Source organism: Nocardioides sp. Leaf307 (assembly GCF_001423135.1).
GTDB classification, from domain to species: Bacteria; Actinomycetota; Actinomycetes; order Propionibacteriales; family Nocardioidaceae; genus Nocardioides; species Nocardioides kribbensis.
This window is the reverse complement of sequence record NZ_LMNY01000002.1, coordinates 82,617-102,297: the sequence shown is the minus strand read 5'-3', so window position 1 is coordinate 102,297 and position 19,681 is coordinate 82,617. Positions and strand designations below refer to the sequence as shown.

At 71.7% G+C, this 19,681-nt stretch carries 16 protein-coding genes; 15 read left to right on the top strand and 1 reads right to left on the bottom strand.

The window, feature by feature from the left end; translation table 11 throughout:
* Nucleotides 1–14 precede the first annotated feature (14 nt).
* From ASF50_RS09765 to ASF50_RS09725, 9 genes are all read left to right on the top strand, one after another.
* Nucleotides 15–782 (top strand): YebC/PmpR family DNA-binding transcriptional regulator, encoded by a 768-nt coding sequence (locus tag ASF50_RS09765; RefSeq protein WP_056862757.1) that lies wholly within the window; start codon nucleotides 15–17, stop codon nucleotides 780–782.
* A 152-nt stretch (nucleotides 783–934) separates the two neighbouring features.
* A complete protein-coding gene (gene ruvC, locus ASF50_RS09760) occupies nucleotides 935–1,570 on the top strand; it encodes a crossover junction endodeoxyribonuclease RuvC (RefSeq protein WP_056904374.1) in 636 nt (211 codons plus the stop codon).
* On the top strand, nucleotides 1,567–2,163 hold the full coding sequence (gene ruvA / locus ASF50_RS09755; RefSeq protein WP_056904373.1) for a Holliday junction branch migration protein RuvA: 597 nt from the start codon (nucleotides 1,567–1,569) through the stop codon (nucleotides 2,161–2,163). The genes ruvC and ruvA overlap by 4 nt, the downstream gene beginning before the upstream one ends.
* 49 nt (nucleotides 2,164–2,212) lie before the next feature.
* The gene (gene ruvB / locus ASF50_RS09750) at nucleotides 2,213–3,229 is read left to right on the top strand and encodes a Holliday junction branch migration DNA helicase RuvB (protein ID WP_227489176.1); all 1,017 of its coding nucleotides are present in this window, start codon (nucleotides 2,213–2,215) and stop codon (nucleotides 3,227–3,229) included.
* 204 nt (nucleotides 3,230–3,433) lie between these two features.
* Entirely contained in the window at nucleotides 3,434–3,763 is a 330-nt protein-coding gene (gene yajC / locus ASF50_RS09745) for a preprotein translocase subunit YajC (protein WP_056862761.1), read from the top strand.
* Between the two features lies 1 nt (nucleotide 3,764).
* Nucleotides 3,765–5,636 carry a protein translocase subunit SecD gene (gene secD / locus ASF50_RS09740; RefSeq protein ID WP_056904372.1) on the top strand — a complete coding sequence of 624 codons (1,872 nt, stop codon included), beginning with the start codon at nucleotides 3,765–3,767 and terminating at the stop codon, nucleotides 5,634–5,636.
* The gene (secF, locus tag ASF50_RS09735; RefSeq protein ID WP_056904371.1) at nucleotides 5,636–6,898 is read left to right on the top strand and encodes a protein translocase subunit SecF; all 1,263 of its coding nucleotides are present in this window, start codon (nucleotides 5,636–5,638) and stop codon (nucleotides 6,896–6,898) included. Before secD ends, secF begins: the two co-directional genes overlap by 1 nt.
* Nucleotides 6,895–7,455 (top strand): adenine phosphoribosyltransferase, encoded by a 561-nt coding sequence (locus tag ASF50_RS09730; RefSeq protein WP_056862764.1) that lies wholly within the window; start codon nucleotides 6,895–6,897, stop codon nucleotides 7,453–7,455. Before secF ends, ASF50_RS09730 begins: the two co-directional genes overlap by 4 nt.
* A 270-nt stretch (nucleotides 7,456–7,725) precedes the next feature.
* A complete protein-coding gene (locus ASF50_RS09725; RefSeq protein ID WP_056862989.1) occupies nucleotides 7,726–9,975 on the top strand; it encodes a RelA/SpoT family protein in 2,250 nt (749 codons plus the stop codon).
* A 131-nt stretch (nucleotides 9,976–10,106) separates the two neighbouring features.
* Here ASF50_RS09725 and ASF50_RS09720 read toward each other — a convergent pair whose 3' ends face one another.
* The gene (locus tag ASF50_RS09720; RefSeq protein ID WP_056862765.1) at nucleotides 10,107–11,336 is read right to left on the bottom strand and encodes a DUF349 domain-containing protein; all 1,230 of its coding nucleotides are present in this window, start codon (nucleotides 11,334–11,336) and stop codon (nucleotides 10,107–10,109) included.
* A 141-nt stretch (nucleotides 11,337–11,477) separates the two neighbouring features.
* On the opposite strand from ASF50_RS09720, the gene ASF50_RS09715 reads away from it, so the two are divergent.
* The 6 genes from ASF50_RS09715 to ASF50_RS09690 all read left to right on the top strand — a co-directional run bounded on the left by ASF50_RS09715 (nucleotide 11,478) and on the right by ASF50_RS09690 (nucleotide 19,678).
* Entirely contained in the window at nucleotides 11,478–12,206 is a 729-nt protein-coding gene (locus ASF50_RS09715) for an MBL fold metallo-hydrolase (RefSeq protein ID WP_056904370.1), read from the top strand.
* A 5-nt stretch (nucleotides 12,207–12,211) separates the two neighbouring features.
* On the top strand, nucleotides 12,212–13,573 hold the full coding sequence (gene hisS, locus ASF50_RS09710; RefSeq protein WP_056904369.1) for a histidine--tRNA ligase: 1,362 nt from the start codon (nucleotides 12,212–12,214) through the stop codon (nucleotides 13,571–13,573).
* Nucleotides 13,570–15,360: an aspartate--tRNA ligase gene (gene aspS / locus ASF50_RS09705; RefSeq protein ID WP_056904368.1), complete on the top strand. Its 1,791-nt coding sequence runs from the start codon at nucleotides 13,570–13,572 to the stop codon at nucleotides 15,358–15,360. Before hisS ends, aspS begins: the two co-directional genes overlap by 4 nt.
* A gap of 158 nt (nucleotides 15,361–15,518) precedes the next feature.
* On the top strand, nucleotides 15,519–16,550 hold the full coding sequence (locus tag ASF50_RS09700) for an ABC transporter permease (protein WP_056862769.1): 1,032 nt from the start codon (nucleotides 15,519–15,521) through the stop codon (nucleotides 16,548–16,550).
* A gap of 88 nt (nucleotides 16,551–16,638) precedes the next feature.
* On the top strand, nucleotides 16,639–18,402 hold the full coding sequence (locus ASF50_RS09695; protein ID WP_056862770.1) for an ABC transporter substrate-binding protein: 1,764 nt from the start codon (nucleotides 16,639–16,641) through the stop codon (nucleotides 18,400–18,402).
* 253 nt (nucleotides 18,403–18,655) lie between these two features.
* A complete protein-coding gene (locus ASF50_RS09690; RefSeq protein WP_228943334.1) occupies nucleotides 18,656–19,678 on the top strand; it encodes an ABC transporter permease in 1,023 nt (340 codons plus the stop codon).
* Nucleotides 19,679–19,681: the final 3 nt, after the last annotated feature.

Sequence of the window (19,681 nt, the reverse complement as noted above, 5' to 3'; positions counted from 1 at the left end):
GGAAGAGGGAACGCATGTCGGGGCACTCCAAGTGGGCGACCACCAAGCACAAGAAGGCCGCGATCGACGCCAAGCGCGGCAAGATGTTCGCCAAGCTGATCAAGAACATCGAGGTCGCGGCCCGCATGGGCGGCGGTGACCCCACCGGCAACCCGACGCTCTACGACGCCATCCAGAAGGCCAAGAAGTCCTCGGTGCCCAACGACAACATCGACCGCGCGGTCAAGCGCGGCTCCGGTGCGGAGACCGGCGGCGCCGACTACCAGACGATCATGTACGAGGGCTACGGCCCCTCCGGCGTCGCGATGCTCATCGAGTGCCTCACCGACAACAAGAACCGCGCCGCCATGGAGGTCCGCACCGCCATGACCCGCAACGGCGGCTCGCTGGCCGACCCGGGCTCGGTGTCCTTCCTCTTCCACCGCAAGGGCGTCGTCGTGGTGCCCGCGCAGCAGGAGGGGAAGACCGTCTCCGAGGACGACGTGCTCGAGGCGACCCTCGAGGCCGGCGCCGACGCCGTCAACGACCTGGGGGAGGCCTTCGAGGTCGTCTCCGAGCCCACCGACCTGGTGGCGGTGCGCACCGCGCTGCAGAGCGCCGGCATCGACTACGACTCCGCCGACGCCTCCTTCGTGCCCGACATGCAGGTCGCGCTCGACAAGGACGCCGCGGCCAAGATGTTCCGCCTCGTCGACGTCCTGGAGGACCTCGACGACGTGCAGAACCTCTACGCCAACTTCGACGTGGCCGACGACGTCATGGCCCAGCTCGAGGACGCCTGACCCGAGGCCGGGCCCGACCTCGTTCCCCCTGGCCGCGCCCGGCCCGCGTGTCGCCGCGGCGCAGGTCGGTCGTGGTGGGTAGCGTTGCCTGCGAACACATGTTCGACACGACGCCGGCCCACCGAGGCCCGGTGCGAGGACCAGGAGGCGCGATGCGGGTGCTCGGGATCGACCCCGGCCTGACCCGCTGCGGCCTCGGGGTGGTGGAGGGGTCGGTGGGCCGCCCGCTGACCCTCGTCGACGTCAACGTGGTGCGGACCTCCCCGCACCTGCCGGTCGCGGAGCGCCTGGTCACCATCGAGAAGGGCGTGGACGCCTGGCTCGACGAGTTCTCACCCGACGCCGTCGCGGTGGAGCGGGTCTTCGCCCGCTCCGACGTGAGCACGGTGATGGGCACGGCGCAGGCCAGCGGGATCGCCATGGTGTGCGCGGCGCGACGCGGGCTGCCGATCGCGCTGCACACCCCTAGCGAGGTCAAGGCCGCGGTCTCGGGCAACGGTCGCGCCGACAAGCAGCAGGTCGGGGCGATGGTGACCCGGATCCTGCGCCTCGACGCGCCGCCGAAGCCGGCCGACGCGGCCGACGCCCTGGCCCTGGCCATCACCCACATCTGGCGCGGCGGGGCCCAGCAGCGCCTCGACGCCGCCGTCGGGGCCAGCGGCGCGCGCGCCCACCGGCAGGCGCAGGTCGACGCCCAGGTCAGGGCCCAGCGGGCCGTCCAGCAGCAGGCGCGCAGGCGCGCGTTGGAGCAGGCCGCCGAGGTCGCGGCCGGGAGGAGCAGCAGGTGATCGCGTTCGTGCACGGCCAGGTGGCCACGGTGGGCCTGTCCAGCGCCGTCCTCGAGGTGGGCGGCGTGGGGCTCGAGCTGCTCTGCACCCCCGGCACCCTGGCGTCGCTGCGCGTGGGGCAGCCGGCGACCCTGCCCACCAGCATGGTGGTGCGCGAGGACTCCCTGACGCTCTTCGGCTTCCTCGACGACGACGAGAAGGCCTGCTTCGAACTCGTGCAGACCGCCTCCGGCGTCGGTCCCAAGCTGGCCCAGGCGGTGCTGGCCGTGCTCGCGCCCGACGACCTGCGCCGCGCAGTCTCGGCCGAGGACGTCAAGACCCTCACGCGCGTGCCCGGCATCGGGCAGAAGGGCGCGCAGCGGATCATCCTGGAGCTCAAGGACCGCCTCGGCGCGCCCGTCGGCGGTCGCTCGGCGCCGGCCGCCGCCTCGGCCGAGCCGTGGCGTGAGCAGGTGGCGACCGGTCTGGTCGGTCTGGGCTGGTCGGCGAAGGACGCCGAGAAGGCCGTCGACGCCGTGGCCCCCGAGGCGGGGCCGGTGCCCGACGTCGCGGCGCTCCTGCGCGCCGCGCTGCGCTCGCTGAGCAGGGCCTGACGTGCGCGAGGAGGACCTCGCGGCCGCCGAGGACGCCTACTTCGGGTCCCTGACCGCCGCCGAGGCCGAGGGCGACGAGCGTGCGGTCGAGGCCGCGCTGCGACCGCGCAGCCTCGACGAGGTCGTCGGGCAGGCCCGGGTGCGCGACCAGCTGGGCCTGGTGCTGGAGGCGGCGCGGATGCGCGGGCGCTCGCCCGACCACGTGCTGCTGTCGGGCCCGCCGGGTCTCGGCAAGACCACGCTGGCCATGATCATCGCCCACGAGATGACCGCACCGCTGCGCCTGACCAGCGGCCCGGCCATCACCCACGCCGGCGACCTGGCCGCGATCCTGTCGGGGATGAACGAGGGCGAGGTCCTCTTCGTCGACGAGATCCATCGGATGTCGCGCCCGGCGGAGGAGATGCTCTACATGGCGATGGAGGACTTCCGCGTCGACGTCGTCATCGGCAAGGGGCCCGGCGCCACCGCCATCCCGCTCGAGATCCCGCCCTTCACCCTCGTCGGCGCGACCACCCGTGCCGGGCTGCTGCCCGGCCCGCTGCGTGACCGCTTCGGCTTCACCGCCCACCTCGAGTACTACGAGCCCCACGAGCTCGACCGCATCGTGCACCGCTCGGCGGGCCTGCTCGGGGTCGAGCTGCGCCCCGACGGCTCCAGCGAGATCGCCTCGCGCTCGCGCGGCACCCCGCGCATCGCCAACCGCCTGCTGCGCCGGGTGCGCGACTTCGCGCAGGTCCGCGCCGACGGCGTCGTCACCCTCGACGTGGCGCGCGCGGCGCTCGACCTCTACGAGGTCGACGAGCTCGGCCTCGACCGGCTCGACCGGGCCGTGCTCGACGCGCTGTGCCGCCGCTTCGGCGGCGGCCCCGTGGGGGTCTCCACCCTCGCCGTGGCCGTGGGGGAGGAGCGCGAGACCGTCGAGGAGGTCGCCGAGCCCTTCCTGGTGCGCAACGGCTTCCTGGCCCGGACCCCCCGCGGGCGCATCGCCACCCGCGCGGCCTGGCACCACCTCGGCCTGGCCGCACCCGCCGCGGTGGCCGACACGGCGCTCTTCGACGACTGAGCGGTCGCGCGCCGCGTGGCCACGCCACCGCCGCGCGCCGGGCCCGCACGACCTGGTCCGAGAGGGTGTGGCGGTGCGCGCCCCGCCGGGCACGGTGGTGCACGACGTGGCCTGGGCCACGGCTACACTTTGCCGTCGGTCGCCCCCGGGACTCCTCCGGGGTCCCGCGGCCCTGCACCCACTCCCTGCTCGAGAGGTCTTGTCGTGTCGACGCTCGTCAACCTGCTGCCGATCATCCTGATCGCGCTGGTGTTCTGGCTGCTGATCATCCGGCCGCAGACCCGGCGCCAGAAGGAGCTCGTGCGCATGCAGGGCTCCCTCACCGTCGGCGACCGGGTGATGCTGACCTCGGGCGTCTTCGGCGAGGTCCGCGAGATCACCGACGAGCACGTCGGGGTCGAGATCGCCGACGGCGTCGTGATCCGCGTGGTGCGCGGGGCGATCGGCTCGATCATCCCCGCCCACGACCCGCTCGAGGACCCGACCGACGGGCCGGCCCTCGGCGAGGGCCGCGCCGAGACCGAGGAGCGCTGACGTGGCGCGCCCCTCGACCCGTCCGGGCCGCACCCTGGTGGTGTTCTTCCTCGGCGTGGCGATCCTCTACGGGCTCACCGCGCTGGCCGGCACCTGGAAGCCGGCCCTGGGCCTGGACCTCCAGGGCGGCACCCGCATCGTCCTGATCCCCGACGGCGACCCCTCGCAGGAGAACCTGGAGGAGGCCCGCCAGATCATCGACGACCGCGTCAACGGCTCCGGCGTCTCCGAGGGCGAGGTCACGACCTCGAGCGGCAACATCACCGTCGAGATCCCCGGCGAGGACCAGAGCGACCTCGAGGAGACCGTGCAGCGCACGGCCCAGCTCCGCTTCCGTCTCGTCGCGTGCTCCCCGCTGCTCGGCACCTCCTGCGGCGCGGCCGGCCAGGTGAGCACCGACCCCGGCACGCAGGTGCCCGGCGCCACCACCCCCGGTGGCCAGCAGGGTGGCCAGCAGGGCGGCACCCAGAACGGTCAGCAGAACGGCCAGCAGCAGGGCGGCCAGCAGGACGGCGCCGGTCAGAGCGGCAACAACCGCCCCGCTCCCGGCTTCGCCCAGCGCGACCTGCTCACCTCCGGCACGGCCTCGCCCAGCCCCAACGGCCAGCCCAGCGACCAGCCCAGCGGCCAGCCCAGCGGCCAGGCCGGCGACGGTGCGAGCACCAGCCCCTCGGCCCAGCCCTCCGGCAGCGCCTCGCCCTCGGGCAGCGCCGGCCCGGGCGCCGCCGCCGGCGGCCAGGCCGCGATCGACAGCTGCCTGGCGGCAGCCGCCGACGACGAGACCCTTGCCGACCCGCTGGCCTGGATCAACAGCCCCACCCCAGCGTGCGCCGAGGCGTTCACGGCGTACCAGTGCCCCGCCGAGGGCACCGGCCAGGCCATGCCCGACGACCCGGCCACGCCGCTCATCACCTGCGACGACGAGGGCATCCCCTACCTGCTGTCGAGCTCGATCATCGAGGGCACCGACCTCACCGACGCCGCCGCGGGCATCCCGCAGGGCCAGGTCGGCTGGGCGGTCACCCTGTCGTTCAACGGCGAGGGCACCGACACCTTCGGCGAGGTCTCCCAGGCCCTGGCCGGCCAGGAGCGTCCCTTCGCCATCGTGCTCGACGGCGGCGTGATCTCCGCGCCCACCATCGACACCCCCATCCTCAACGGCGAGGCCCAGATCACCGGCGACTTCGGCGAGGAGGAGGCCGACAGCCTGGCCACGAGCCTGAAGTACGGCTCGCTGCCGATCGCCTTCGGCGACACCTCGGTCGAGACGATCGGCCCCTCGCTCGCGGGCAGCCAGCTCAGCGCGGGCATCTACGCCGGCGCGGCCGGCCTGCTCCTGGTGATGCTCTACTGCCTGGTCTACTACCGCGGCCTGGGCCTGGTGGTCGTCGGCTCGCTCGCCGTCGCGGCGGCCATCACCTACGCCATGGTCCTGCTCCTGGGCGCCGGCGCGGGCTTCACGCTGACCCTGCCCGGCATCGCCGGTCTCATCATCGCGGTCGGTGTCACCGCCGACTCCTTCATCATCTTCTTCGAGCGCATCCGCGACGAGATGCGGGAGGGCAAGTCGATGCGGGTCGCGGTCGAGTCGGGCTGGCAGCGCGCCCGGGTCACCCGGCTGGCCGCCAACGTGGTCTCGCTGCTCTCCGCGGCGGTCCTCTACATCTTCGCGACCGGCGTCGTGAAGGGCTTCGGCTTCGCGCTGGGCCTCTCGACGCTGATCGACCTCGCGGTGCTGTTCTGGTTCACCAAGCCGATGGTGTCCTACCTCGCGCGCTACTCGTTCTTCAACGGCGGCGGTCGGCTCTCCGGCCTCAGCCCCGAGACCCTGGGCATGGACCGGGTCCCGGCCACGGCAGGAGGCAAGGCCTGATGGGCACGTTCTCACGGCTCGGCAACGACCTCTACGGCGGTCGGAAGTCGATCGACTTCGTCAACAAGCGCGGCCCCTGGTACCTCGTCTCGGTGCTGCTCGTGGCCGCGGCGATCGCCATCGTGCTGCTCAAGGGCCTCAACTTCGGCGTGGAGTTCACCGGCGGCACGCAGTTCGACGTCGACGTCGCTGCGAGCTCCGCGACCCAGGACACCGCCGACGAGCTGCGCCAGGAGATCGCCGACTCCGGGATCGAGGCCGCGGGCACGCCCACGGTCACGACCTCGAGCCGCGACGCGCTCATCGTGCAGACCGAGAACCTCTCCAACGCCGACAACGACGCGATCCTGCAGATCATCGACGACGTCACCGGCGCGTCCGGTGACGCGATCTCCCAGACCGAGATCGGCCCGAGCTGGGGCCAGCAGGTCGCCCAGCGCGCCGTGCTCGGCGTAGTCATCTTCCTCATCCTCGTGGTGCTCTTCATCTGGGCCTACTTCCGCGAGTGGAAGATGTCGGTGGCCGCGCTCGTCGCGCTCTTCCACGACATCGCCATCACGATCGGCATCTACGCCCTCTCCGGCTTCCCCGTGACACCGTCGGCTGTCACGGGTCTGCTGGCGATCCTCGGGTTCTCGCTCTACGACACCGTCGTCGTCTTCGACAAGGTCCGCGAGAACACGACGTCGGCCGAGCTGCGCCGCACCCGCTACACCTACGCCGAGGCCGCCAACCTGGCGGTCAACCAGACGCTGGTCCGGTCGATCAACACCGCGATCGTCGCGCTCATCCCGATCGGCGCGATCCTCTACGTCAGCACCGTGCAGCTGGGCGCGAGCTCCCTGCAGGACCTGGCGCTCTCGCAGTTCGTCGGCATGGCGGTCGGTGTCTACTCCTCGATCTTCCTGGCGCCCCGCCTGCTGGTGCACATGAAGTCCTCGGAGACCGAGGTCAAGCTGGAGGAGAAGCGCGCCAAGGCCCGGGCCCGGGCCATGGCCGACCCCTACGCCACCGTGCCGAGCTTCGCCGAGGACATGCCGGTCGAGGACGAGCCGGGCACCGACCCGGCCGACCGCCCGGTCGTCGACCGCGACCGGCCGCAGATCGCCGGCAACGCCCCGCGCACCGCACCCCCGCGGGCCTCGGAGGCGGTGGGACGCGGTCGGGTGGTGCCCCCGTCGCGGGGTCCGGTCGCCGACTCCCGCGCCGCCGGTCGGCAGCAGCCCTCGCGCCAGACCCGCTCCAAGCGCGGCAAGAAGTGACCTCGCCCGGCGAGGACCCACTCGCCCCCGCCCGTGACGCCCTGGCCCGGTTGATCCTCGACGTGGCCGACTACCCCGAGCCGGGCGTGGTGTTCAAGGACATCACCCCGTTGCTCGCCGACCACGACGGCCTCAGCGCCGTGGTGGCCGCGCTGGCCTCGGCCGGGCGCTCGGGCGCCGACAGCGTGGTGGACAAGGTCGTCGGCATGGAGGCGCGGGGCTTCATCCTGGCCGCGCCGGTGGCGCTCTCCCTCGGTGCCGGCTTCGTCCCGGTGCGCAAGGAGGGCAAGCTGCCCCGTGAGACCCACGGCGTCTCCTACTCCCTGGAGTACGGCGAGGCCACGCTGGAGATCCACCGCGACGCCATCGCCCCCGGCGACCGCGTCCTGCTCGTCGACGACGTGCTCGCCACCGGCGGCACGGCGCGCGCGACCCAGCAGCTGGTCGAGCAGTGCGGCGGCAGCGTCGTCGGCGTGGCGGTGCTGATGGACCTGTCCTTCCTGCCGTGGCGCGAGGCGCTCGGCGAGCTGCCGGTGACCACGCTGATGACGGTCTGACCCGGCCCGGCCACGGACTAGACTGACCAGGTGACCGAGGAGCGCACGGCCCCGCAGACCGGGTCCGGTGCGCCCGGCCCCGCCGACTCCTCCCCGGGCGCCGCGGCGGACGCCGCCTCTTCCCCGTCCTCGTCCGGCCCTGCGCCGCGTGTCGAGCCCGGCACTCCGGTCGACCGCCCGGGCGCGCCGCGCCAGCCGACCCGCACGCCCCCGCGGCGCCCCGACCGCGTCGCCGACCACCGCCAGGTCGAGGCGCCGTCGTCACGCAGCATGCGCTCCCGGCTGGCCCGGATGGGCACGCGCAGCGGCCAGAGCGGCACCAACCCCGTGCTCGACCCGCTGTTCCGTGCCGTACGCGCCAACCACCCGAAGGCCGACCTCGCGCTGCTCGAGCGGGCCTACGCCACCGCCGAGCACCACCACGGCTCGCAGATGCGCAAGAGCGGCGACCCCTACATCACCCACCCGCTCGCGGTGACGACCATCCTGGCGGGCATCGGCATGACCGAGCCGACGCTGGCCGCGGCCCTGCTGCACGACACCGTCGAGGACACCGACTACACCCTCGAGCAGCTGACCAAGGACTTCGGCGAGGAGGTCGCGCTCCTCGTCGACGGGGTGACCAAGCTCGACAAGGTCCGCTACGGCGAGACCGCCGAGGCCGAGACCATCCGCAAGATGATCGTCTCGATGTCGCGCGACATCCGGGTGCTGGTCATCAAGCTGGCCGACCGGCTGCACAACATGCGCACCCTGCGCTTCGTGCGCCAGGAGACCCAGGAGCGCAAGGCCCGCGAGACCCTCGACATCTACGCCCCGCTGGCCCACCGGCTGGGCATGAACACCATCAAGTGGGAGCTGGAGGACCTCGCGTTCGCCACGCTGCACCCCAAGATCTACGACGAGATCGTGCGGATGGTCGCGGAGCGGGCGCCCTCGCGCGACCAGTTCATGGCCGAGGTCATCAACCAGGTGGAGGCCGACCTGCGCGAGGCGAAGGTCAAGGCGAAGGTCACCGGTCGCCCGAAGCACTACTACTCCATCTACCAGAAGATGATCCTGGGCGGTCGGGAGTTCTCCGACATCTACGACCTCGTCGGCATCCGCGTGCTGGTCGAGGAGGACCGCGACTGCTACGCCGTCCTCGGCGTGCTCCACTCCCGGTGGAACCCCGTGCTGGGGCGCTTCAAGGACTACGTCGCGATGCCGAAGTTCAACATGTACCAGTCGCTGCACACCACGGTGATCGGTCCGCAGGGCAAGCCCGTCGAGATGCAGATCCGCACCTTCTCCCAGCACCGCCGCGCCGAGTACGGCGTGGCCGCGCACTGGAAGTACAAGGAGGACGGCCGCGCCGGCCTCGACACCGACCGTCGCGCCGAGCCCGGCCAGACCGGCGGCGATATGACCTGGGTGCGCCAGCTGCTCGACTGGCAGAGCGAGGTCGAGGACCCGGGCGAGTTCCTGGAGTCGCTGCGCTTCGAGATCAACCGCGCCGAGACCTACGTCTTCACCCCGCGCGGCGACGTGATCGCACTGCCCTCGGGGGCCACCCCGGTCGACTTCGCCTACGCCGTGCACACCGAGGTCGGCCACCACACCATCGGCGCGCGGGTCAACGGCCGGCTGGTGCCGCTGGAGTCGACGCTGGAGAACGGCGACGTCGTGGAGGTCTTCACCTCCAAGTCGGTCAACGCCGGTCCCTCGCGCGACTGGCTGACCTTCGTGAAGTCGCCGCGCGCCCGCTCCAAGATCCGCCAGTGGTTCACCAAGGAGCGGCGCGAGGAGGCGATCGAGCAGGGCAAGGAGCAGATCGCCAAGCTGATGCGCAAGGAGGGGCTGCCCCTCAAGCGGCTGCTGTCCCACGAGTCGCTCACCCTGGCCGCCGAGCACTTCAAGATCAGCGACGTCTCCGCGCTCTACGCCGCGGTCGGCGAGGGCAACCTCTCGGCCCAGGCCGTCGTACGCCGCGTCATCGACCTGCACGGCGGGAGCGAGGGCGCGCAGGAGGACCTCGCCGAGGCCGTGACGATCACGGGCCGGCGCGGTCGCAGCAAGGTCGCCGGGGCCGGCGACGCCGGCGTGGTGGTCAAGGGCGCGCCCGACGTGTGGGTCAAGCTCGCCAAGTGCTGCACGCCGGTGCCGCCCGACGCGATCCTCGGCTTCGTCACCAAGGGCGGGGGAGTCTCGGTCCACCGCCAGGACTGCACCAACGCCAGCTCGCTGCAGTCGCAGCCCGAGCGGCTGCTCGAGGTCGAGTGGGCGCCGGACTCCAAGTCGACCTTCCTGGTCAACATCCAGGTCGAGGCCCTCGACCGGGCCCGGCTGCTCTCCGACATCACGATGGCGCTCTCCGACGCCCACGTGAACATCCTCTCGGCCAACCTCTCCACCACGCGCGACCGCGTGGCCAAGAGCCGGTTCACCTTCGAGATGGCCGAGACCAAGCACCTCGACACGGTGCTGCGCGCCGTGCGCGGCGTCCCCGGCGTCTTCGACGCCTACCGCGTCACCCAGTAGTCCGCGCCGCGGCGCCGGTCGATCTCTTACCGACCGTTGAGACCTCTACCTGACAGTCGTGACGGTCAGGTAGAGGTCTCAACGGTCAGTAGGACGCGTCGGCCCCCGCGCTCAGCCGGGGCCGACCGAGGTCAGCCGGAGAAGTCGGCGCTGGCCCGGCGGGCCATGTCGAGGAACTGTCGGCGCGAGGCCAGGTTGTCCTCGAGGTCGGCGACCTTCTTCTGGTCGCCCTTCTCGCGGGCCTTCTCCAGGTCGGCCTCGACCTGGGCGATGGCCGACTCGAGCTTGGCGACCATGTCGGAGGCGCGGGCCGACTTCTCGGGGTCGGAGCGCTTCCACTGGTCGTCCTCGACCCCGCGGATGGCCTGCTCGACCGCGCGCATGCGGCCCTCGAGCTCCTTCATCCGGTCGCGCGGCACCTTGCCGGCGGCGTCCCACCGGTCGGCGAGGTCGCGGAAGGTGCGCTTGGCGGCGTCGAGGTCGGTGACCGGCACGAGCGCCTCGGCCTCGACGAGGATCTGCTCCTTGACGACGGCGTTGCCGGCGAACTCCTGGTCGAGCGCGGCGTTGGCGGCGTCACGCGCACCGAAGAAGGTGTCCTGGGCGCCGCGGAAGCGCTTCCACAGCGCGTCGTCGGCGTCCTTGGGCGCGGGGCCGGCGGCCTTCCAGTCGCGCATCAGGTCGCGGTAGCGGCCCGACGTCGGGCCCCAGTCGGTGGAGTCGGCGAGCGCCTCGGCCTCGGTGGCCAGCCGCTCCTTGACCACGCGCGCCGACTCGCGCTTCTCGTTCTGCTCGGCGAAGTGGCTCTTGCGGCGGCGCGTGTAGGCCGTGCGGGCGGTGGAGAAGCGGCGCCACAGGGCGTCGTCGGAGGCGCGGTCGATGCGGGGGAGCGCCTTCCACTGCTCGAGCAGGTCGCGCAGGCGGTTGGCGCCGTTGCGCCAGTCGGTGCCCTCGGCGAGCTTCTCGGCCTCCGCGACCAGCTTCTCCTTGGCCGCCTTCGACTCCGCGGAGCGCTGCGCCTTCTCGGCGCGCCGGGCCTCGCGCTGCTGCTCGAGCACCGGGGCGAGCGCGTCGAGCCTGGCCTCGAGGGAGGCGAGGTCGCCGACGGCGTTGGCGTCGGTGACCTGCGCACGCACCTTGCCGAGGGACTCCGTCGCCTCCTCGGGCGACATCACCCCCGACTTGATGCGCTGCTCGAGCAGCTCCACCTCGAAGGTCAGCGCGGCGAAGCGCTCGGTGAAGAAGGTCAGCGCCTCCTCGGGCGTGCCCTCGGGGTACTGCCCCACGGAGCGCTCCCCGTCGGCGGTCTTCACGTAGACGGTGCCGTCGTCGTCGACGCGGCCCCACTGCTCGCTCGTCACTGCGGTTCCCTCGGTCTCGGTGTCACTCGGTGGTCACTCGGTGGACGCGAGGCCCCATGCTAGTCAGACCGTGGCCGCGGGGGCCGAGGCGCCCGCCAAACCGGTGCGACGAGGGCCCGGGAGCCTCGCTAGGGTGAGGGCGTGCTGATCGCCGGATTCCCCGCAGGCCCCTGGGGCACGAACTGCTACGTCGTGGCCACCGGGCCCGGGGCGGAGTGCGTCGTGGTCGATCCCGGCAAGGACGCCGCCGACGGCGTCGCCGAGGTCGTGCGCGAGCACCGCCTCAAGCCGGTCTCGGTCCTCGTCACCCACGGCCACCTCGACCACATGTGGTGCGTGGCCCCGGTGGCCGGGGGCTACGACGCCACGGCCTGGATCCACCCGGCCGACCGCCACCTGCTGAGCGACCCGATGGCCGGCATGTCGCCCGAGACCAGCCGGATGCTGCTCGGGCAGTCCTACGAGTGGGCCGAGCCCGACGACGTGCGCGAGCTCGCCGACGACCAGCACCTCGAGCTCGCGGGCCTGCGCTTCGTCGTCGACCACACCCCGGGCCACACCGCCGGGTCGGTCACCTTCCGCACGCCGTACGCCGCCGCGGCGGGGCAGCCCGAGGTTTCCGAGGTGATGTTCTCCGGCGACCTGCTCTTCGCGGGCTCGATCGGTCGCACCGACCTGCCCGGCGGCGACCACCCGACCATGCTGCGCAGCCTCGCCAGCAAGGTGCTGCCCCTGGCCGACGACGTGGTCGTGCTCCCCGGTCACGGCGAGCAGACCTCCATCGGGCGCGAGCGCGCCACCAACCCCTACCTGCTGGACCTGGCCGACGGCGACACCGACGGCCCGGCCCGCGTCACCCGAGGTCTCTAGAGCCGATGAACGCCAAGATCCGCCCGCTCAGCGGGTTCCCCGAGCTGCTGCCTGCCCAGCGCGTCGTCGAGCAGCAGGTGGTCGACACCCTGCGCCACGTCTTCGAGCTGCACGGCTTCGCCGGCATCGAGACCCGCGCGGTGGAGCCGCTCGACCAGCTGCTGACCAAGGGCGAGACCTCCAAGGAGGTCTACGTGCTGCGTCGCCTGCAGGAGCAGGAGGGCGGCAAGGACGCGGGCCTGGGCCTCCACTTCGACCTCACCGTGCCCTTCGCGCGCTACGTCGTCGAGAACGCCGGGAGGCTGGAGTTCCCCTTCCGCCGCTACCAGGTGCAGAAGGTGTGGCGCGGCGAGCGCCCCCAGGACGGCCGCTACCGCGAGTTCACGCAGGCCGACATCGACGTGGTCGGGCGCGACACGCTGTCGTTCCACCACGACGTCGAGGTGGCCCGGGTGATGCTCGACGCGCTGCGCCGCATCGACTTCCTGCCCGGCTTCCGGCTCCAGGTCAACAACCGCAAGCTCCTCGAGGGCTACTTCCTCGGCCTGGGCCTCGACGACCCGGCCCCGGCCATGACGGCGGTCGACAAGCTCGACAAGCAGTCGCCCGAGGCCGTGGCCGCCCTGCTCGTCGAGGGCGGGCTCGACGAGGACCTCGCCCGTCGCTGCCTGGCCATCGCGGAGATCTCCAGCACCGACACCTCCTTCGTGCAGCAGGTGCGCGACCTCGGTGTCGAGCACCCGCTGCTGGAGGAGGGCCTCACGGAGCTGGCGGCCGTCGTCGAGGGCTGCGCGAGCCTGGTCGGCCCCCGTGTCGAGGTGGTCGCCGACCTGAGGATCGCGCGCGGCCTCGACTACTACACCGGCACGGTCTTCGAGACCCGCATGCGCGGCCACGAGGCGCTCGGCTCGATCTGCTCCGGCGGTCGCTACGACGCCCTGGCCACCGACGGCCGCACCACCTACCCCGGCGTGGGCATCTCGCTGGGCGTCAGCCGGGTGCTGGTGCCGCTGATCTCGCGCACCGGGCTGGTGGCCGACCGCTCGGTGCCCAGCGCCGTGCTCGTGGCCCTGGTCGACGACGCCCCCGAGGCGCGTGCCGCGAGCGAGGCCGTCGCCGACGCCCTGCGTGCACGCGACGTCGCCTGCGAGGTCTCGCCCAGCCCGCAGAAGTTCGGCAAGCAGATCCGCTACGCCGAGCGCCGTGGCATCCCCTTCGTGTGGTTCACCACCGCCGAGGGCGGCCACGAGGTCAAGGACATCCGATCCGGGGAGCAGGTGACGGCCGACCCCGCCGCCTGGACCCCGCCCCACGAGGACCTGCGACCGCAGGTGACCTCGCACGACCCACAGGAGATGACGAAGTGATCCGCACCCATGACGCCGGCGCCCTGCGCGCCGAGCACGTCGGCCAGACCGTCACCCTCGCCGGGTGGGTGGCCCGCCGACGCGATCACGGCGGCGTGGCCTTCCTCGACCTGCGCGAGGCCAGCGGCGTGGTCCAGGTCGTCGTGCGCGACGAGGACGTCGCCCACAGCCTGCGCAGCGAGTACTGCCTCAAGGTGACCGGCGAGGTCGCCGCGCGCCCCGAGGGCAACGCCAACCCCGGCCTGCCGACCGGCGAGATCGAGGTCATCGTCTCCGACCTCGAGGTGCTCAACGCCGCGGCCCCGCTGCCCTTCCCCATCGACGACACCGGCCACGGCTCGGGTGACGTGGGGGAGGAGGCGCGACTGCGCCACCGCTACCTCGACCTGCGCCGCGCCGGCCCCGCCGCCGCCCTCCGCCTGCGCAGCAAGGTCAACAAGGCCGCCCGCGACGTGCTCGACGCGCAGGGCTTCATCGAGGTCGAGACCCCGACCCTGACCCGCAGCACCCCCGAGGGCGCCCGCGACTTCCTGGTGCCCGCCCGCCTGCAGCCCGGCAGCTGGTACGCCCTGCCGCAGAGCCCGCAGTTGTTCAAGCAGCTGCTCATGGTCGCCGGCATGGAGCGCTACTTCCAGATCGCGCGCTGCTACCGCGACGAGGACTTCCGCGCCGACCGCCAGCCGGAGTTCACCCAGCTCGACATCGAGATGAGCTTCGTCGACCAGGAGGACGTCATCGCCCTCATGGAGGACGTGCTGGCCGCCATGTGGAAGCTCATCGACGTCGACATCCCGCGACCGATCCCGCGCATGACCTACGCCGACGCGATGCGACGCTACGGCTCCGACAAGCCCGACCTGCGCATGGGCCTGGAGCTGGTGGAGTGCACCGACTACTTCGCCGACACGCCGTTCCGCGTGTTCCAGGCGCCCTACGTCGGTGCCGTGGTCATGCCGGGCGGGGCGAGCCAGCCCCGCAAGAAGCTCGACGCCTGGCAGGACTGGGCCAAGCAGCGCGGCGCCAAGGGCCTGGCCTACGTGCTGGTGCAGGACGACGGCTCGCTGACCGGCCCGGTCTCGAAGAACATCACCGACGAGGAGAAGGCCGGGCTGGCCGCCCACGTCGGTGCCGCCCCCGGCGACTGCATCTTCTTCGCCGCCGGCGCGCCCAAGCCCAGCCGGGCGCTCCTCGGCGCCGCCCGCCTCGAGATCGGGCGCCGCGGCGGCCTGATCGACGAGAGCGCCTTCGCCTTCACCTGGGTCGTCGACGCCCCGATGTTCGAGCCGGCCTCCGACGCGGTGGCCAGCGGCGACGTCGCCGTCGGCGCGGGGGCCTGGACGGCGGTGCACCACGCCTTCACGGGTCCGAAGCCGGAGTTCGCCGACACCTTCGACACCGACCCCGGCAACGCGCTGGCCTACGCCTACGACATCGTCTGCAACGGCAACGAGCTCGGCGGCGGGTCGATCCGTATCCACCGCGAGGACGTCCAGAAGCGGGTCTTCGCCGTCATGGGCCTCAGCGAGGAGGAGGCCCAGGAGAAGTTCGGCTTCCTGCTCGACGCGTTCAAGTACGGCGCCCCGCCGCACGGCGGCATCGCCGTGGGTATGGACCGCATCTGCGCGATGCTCGCCGGGTCGGACTCCATCCGCGACGTCATCGCCTTCCCGAAGTCCGGCGGCGGCTTCGACCCGCTCACCGCGGCGCCTGCGCCCATCACCGCCGAGCAGCGCAAGGAGGCCGGTGTCGACGGCCCGCCCGCGAAGGACGTCCCGGCCCAGGCCTGATCCACCGGACGCGCCCCACCGGCGAGCCGTCTCGACTGCCGAGACCAGATCGTTACTCGCGGTTGACCGTCGGTGGGGCACCGAGCACATAGAGTCGCTCGCGGCGCAGGGCTCCGGCCCTGCACCGTGTCCAGTGTTCGTAGTGGAGAGGTGACTCGGTGAGCCTGACGGCATCGAGCGTGGAGCAGCCCGGCGACTCGGAGTTCCACGAGCCCCAGGGAGACGACCAGGCCGAGGGCCGGGTCGCGGTGGAGGGCCGCTCGCCGGCCAAGCTGGCCTGGGCCCGCTTCCGCAAGGACAAGCTGTCGATGGCGGCCTTCCTCGTCGTCGTGCTCTTCACGGTCACGGCCATCGCGACGCCGATCCTGGTGTGGATCGGTGTCCTCAAGCCGCAGGACTTCAACCCCGACCTGGTCGACCTGATCAGCGGTGGCCTGCCCATCGGCCCCGCGGGCGGGGTGTCGCTGTCGCACCCCCTCGGTGTCGAGCCGGGCACGGGACGCGACCTGCTCTCCCGGATCCTCCTGGGCATGACGCTCTCGATGACGATCGCCGTCTCCGGGGCCATCATCACCGTGATGATCGGCACCGTGCTGGGGATCATCGCGGGGTTCACCGGCGGCGTGGTCGACGGTGTCATCGGTCGTTTCATCGACCTCACGCTGTCCTTCCCCAGCACGCTCATGCTCCTCGCGCTCTCGGGCGTGGTCGTGGACCGGATGCGCGACATCGGTGTGCCGAACGGCCCCGACGGAGCCTTCGTCAACGGTCTCTACATCGTGCTGGTGCTCTCGGCCTTCGGCTGGCCGCCGGTGGCGCGACTCATCCGCGGGCAGGTGCTGTCGATCCGCGAGCGCGAGTTCGTCGACGCGGCCCGCCTCATGGGCGCCTCGCGCCGGCGGATCTACTTCAAGGAGATCCTGCCCAACCTCTGGGCCCCGATCCTCGTCTACTTCACGCTGCTGATGCCGGCCTACGTCTCGGCCGAGGCCGCCCTCAGCTACCTCGGAGTGGGCATCCAGGCGCCGACGCCGACCCTGGGCAACGTGCTGCGCGGCGCACTCCTCTACGCCAGCACCGACCCCATCTTCTTCTTCGCCCCCGCGATCTTCATCGCCGCCATCGTCATCTCGTTCAACCTCCTCGGCGACGGCGCGCGCGACGCGCTCGACCCGAAGGCCGGTCGCTGAGCCGACCTCCCCGGCGGGTGCGAGCCCGCCCCAGGACTTTCCGCAGGAAAGACGCGCCGACCCCGGCGAGAACACAAGGAGAAATCACATGGGTAGGACCCCGAAGCGTTTCGTCGCCCTGGCGTCGTCCGCGGTCGTCGCGGCCAGCCTCGCCGCTTGTGGCGGCGGCAGCGGTGGCGGCGGCGACGACGTCAGCGACCAGTCGAACCAGGAGGTGACCGAGGCCACCAAGGGTGGCGCCATCACCTACCTGCAGACGTCGGTCACCGAGCACCTCGACCCCCAGCGCGTCTACGTCGGTCGTGACATCTCGAACCTGGGCCGCCTGGTCTACCGCAGCTGGGTGCAGTTCCCCAGCGGCACGACCGACGCCACCGAGGGCACCACCCCGATCGCCGACCTCGCCACCGACACGGGCACCTCCAACGAGGACGCCACCGAGTGGCAGTTCACGCTGAAGGATGGCCCGGTCTGGCAGGACGGCGAGCCGATCACGTGTGAGGACTTCGCCTACGGCGCGTCGCGCACCTTCGCCACCGACGTCATCACCGGCGGCCCGAACTACATCATCGGCTACCTCGACGTCCCCACCGCCGACGACGGCTCCTCGCAGTACAAGGGCCCCTACACCGGTGAGGGCCAGGAGCTCTTCGACCAGGCGGTCTCCTGCGACGGCAACACCATCACCTACAAGTTCAAGAAGCCGTGGCCGGACTTCCCGCTGGCCATCGCCTCGCTGCGCGCCTTCGACCCGGTGCGCGAGGACCAGGACAAGGGCGACCGCTCCGACCTGGTGCCCTTCTCCAGCGGCCCCTACATGCTCGACGGCGAGTGGGACGAGGACTCCGGCGGCACCTTCGTGCGCAACCCCGAGTGGGACGGCGAGGAGGACACCAACCGCCAGGCGAACTTCGACGAGATCACCTTCGAGGTCGGCATCGAGCCGGAGACGATCATCGAGCGCCTCATCGCCGACCAGGGCGAGGACACCACCGCGATCGCGGCCACCAACGTCACGGCGGCGCAGTACCCCGAGATCACCGGCGACGTCGCCGAGCGCGCTGTCAACATCCAGTCGCCGTTCACCAACTACCTGGTGCCGAACTTCAACCAGATCGAGGACGTCAAGGTCCGCCAGGCCCTCGCCCTCGCGACCAACCGCGCGGCCTACATCGGCGCCCTCGGCGGGGAGAACGCCTCGTCGCCGGCGCTGACCATCGTCAGCCCCGACGTGCCGGGCCACCAGCCCCTCGACACCTTCGGCTCCGAGGAGGGCGGTGACATCGAGGGCGCCCAGGCGCTGCTCGAGGAGGCCGGCGTCGACACGCCGTACCCGATCACCCTGACCTACCCGATCGGCTCGGAGGCCTCCCAGAACGCGTTCGCCGCGCTCAAGGAGACCTACGACCAGGCGGGGTTCGACGTCACCCTCGACGGTCTGGACCCCTCGGGCCCGTACTACGAGACCATCCAGAAGCCCGACTCCGAGTCCGACCTGATCTGGGGCGGCTGGGGTGCTGACTGGCCCTCGATCTCGACGGTCCTGCCGCCGCTGTTCGACAGCCGCATCAACCTGACCGCCAACTCCAACGGCCAGGACTACGGCAACTACGACAGCGACGAGGCCAACGCCCTCATCGACGAGGCGCTCGCCGAGACCGACCTCGACGCCGCCAACGAGCTGTGGGGCCAGCTGGACCAGCTCCTCGCCGACGACGTCGCCTACATCCCGCTCGACACCACCAACTTCTACTACCTGCGCGGTTCGGGCATCGAGAACTACGTGAACTCGGTGTCCACGAGCGGCTACCCCGACCTCGGCGTCATCGCCGTGGCCGAGGACGCGCAGTGACCCCTGCTCCCTGAGCAGGCACCACCGCAGCACCACCGCAGCACCACCGCAGCACCGCCGCCGCTCCCGGGTGACGGCACCACCCGCAGCACCGCGTGTCGACGACACGCACCGACCGTGCGGTCCCACCCCCCATCAGGGGGCGGGGCCGCACGGTCCCGCGAGGCGGCACTCCTGCCGCGTGCCGGGCCACCGCCCGGCCCCTCGCACGACGCGGTCACCGCCGCGTCGCGTACCGACGAGAACTCCTGAGGTGAACGTGTTCGCTTACGCCCTTCGACGCCTGTTCAGCGGTGCGCTGCTGCTCGTCGTGATGAGCATGGTCACCTTCCTCCTGTTCTACGCCAGCTCCAGCACCCCTGAGCGCTACGCGTGCGGGCAGAAGTGCACGGCCCAGCAGCTCGAGCAGACCAAGGCGGCGCTCGGCTACGACGAGCCGATCACGACCCAGTGGGCCAAGTTCGCCGAGGGCGTCGTCGTGGGTCGCGAGTTCCCCGACGACGAGGCCCTGCGCGAGGCCGCCCCGGAGCTGGTCACCGAGTGCGACGCCCCCTGCCTGGGCTACTCCACCGGCTACGGCGAGAACGTGCGGGACCTCATCACCGACAAGCTCCCGGTCTCGGTGTCACTGGCGCTCGCGGCCTTCGTCATCTGGATCATCGGAGGCGTCCTCCTCGGCGTGGTCGCCGCACTGTTCAAGGGGCGCGTGCTCGACCGCGGCATCGTGGCGGTCTCGCTGATCGCCTTCGCCTTCCCCACGTTCTTCGTCGGGCAGATCTTCCTGACCTACGTCGCGATCCGATGGGGGTTGGTGGACAAACCCGCCTACACCTCGATCGCCGACGGGGGCGTGTTCGCCTGGGCCTCCTCGCTGATGCTCCCGGCGATCACCTTGGCCCTGGTCTACATGGCCGGCTACATCCGCATCACCCGGGCCTTCGTGCTCGAGACCCAGACCGAGGACTACATCCGCACCGCCCGGGCCAAGGGGCTGCCCCAGCGCACGGTCATCGGCAAGCACACCCTGCGGGCCGTGCTCACGCCGCTGGTGACCCTGTCGGGGCTCGACCTCGCCGGCCTGCTCGGTGGTGCGATCATCACGGAGTCGGTCTTCAACTACAACGGTGTCGGCAAGCTGTCGGTGACCGCGATCGCCCGCTTCGACCTCCCGCTCATCGTGGGGATCGTGCTGCTTGTCGCCGCCATCGTGATCACCGCCAACATCATCGTCGACATGCTGTACGCGGTCATCGACCCCCGCGTCCGGCTCGGATAAGGA

Bases quoted from the DNA above. Each gene is read 5' to 3' on its own strand.
- ASF50_RS09765 (WP_056862757.1), top strand. From the start codon at position 15: ATGTCGGGGCACTCCAAGTGGGCGACCACCAAGCACAAGAAGGCCGCG.
- ruvC (WP_056904374.1), top strand. From the start codon at position 935: ATGCGGGTGCTCGGGATCGACCCCGGCCTGACCCGCTGCGGCCTCGGG.
- secF (WP_056904371.1), top strand. From the start codon at position 5,636: ATGGGCACGTTCTCACGGCTCGGCAACGACCTCTACGGCGGTCGGAAG.
- ASF50_RS09725 (WP_056862989.1), top strand. From the start codon at position 7,726: ATGCGCTCCCGGCTGGCCCGGATGGGCACGCGCAGCGGCCAGAGCGGC.
- hisS (WP_056904369.1), top strand. From the start codon at position 12,212: ATGAACGCCAAGATCCGCCCGCTCAGCGGGTTCCCCGAGCTGCTGCCT.
- ASF50_RS09695 (WP_056862770.1), top strand. From the start codon at position 16,639: ATGGGTAGGACCCCGAAGCGTTTCGTCGCCCTGGCGTCGTCCGCGGTC.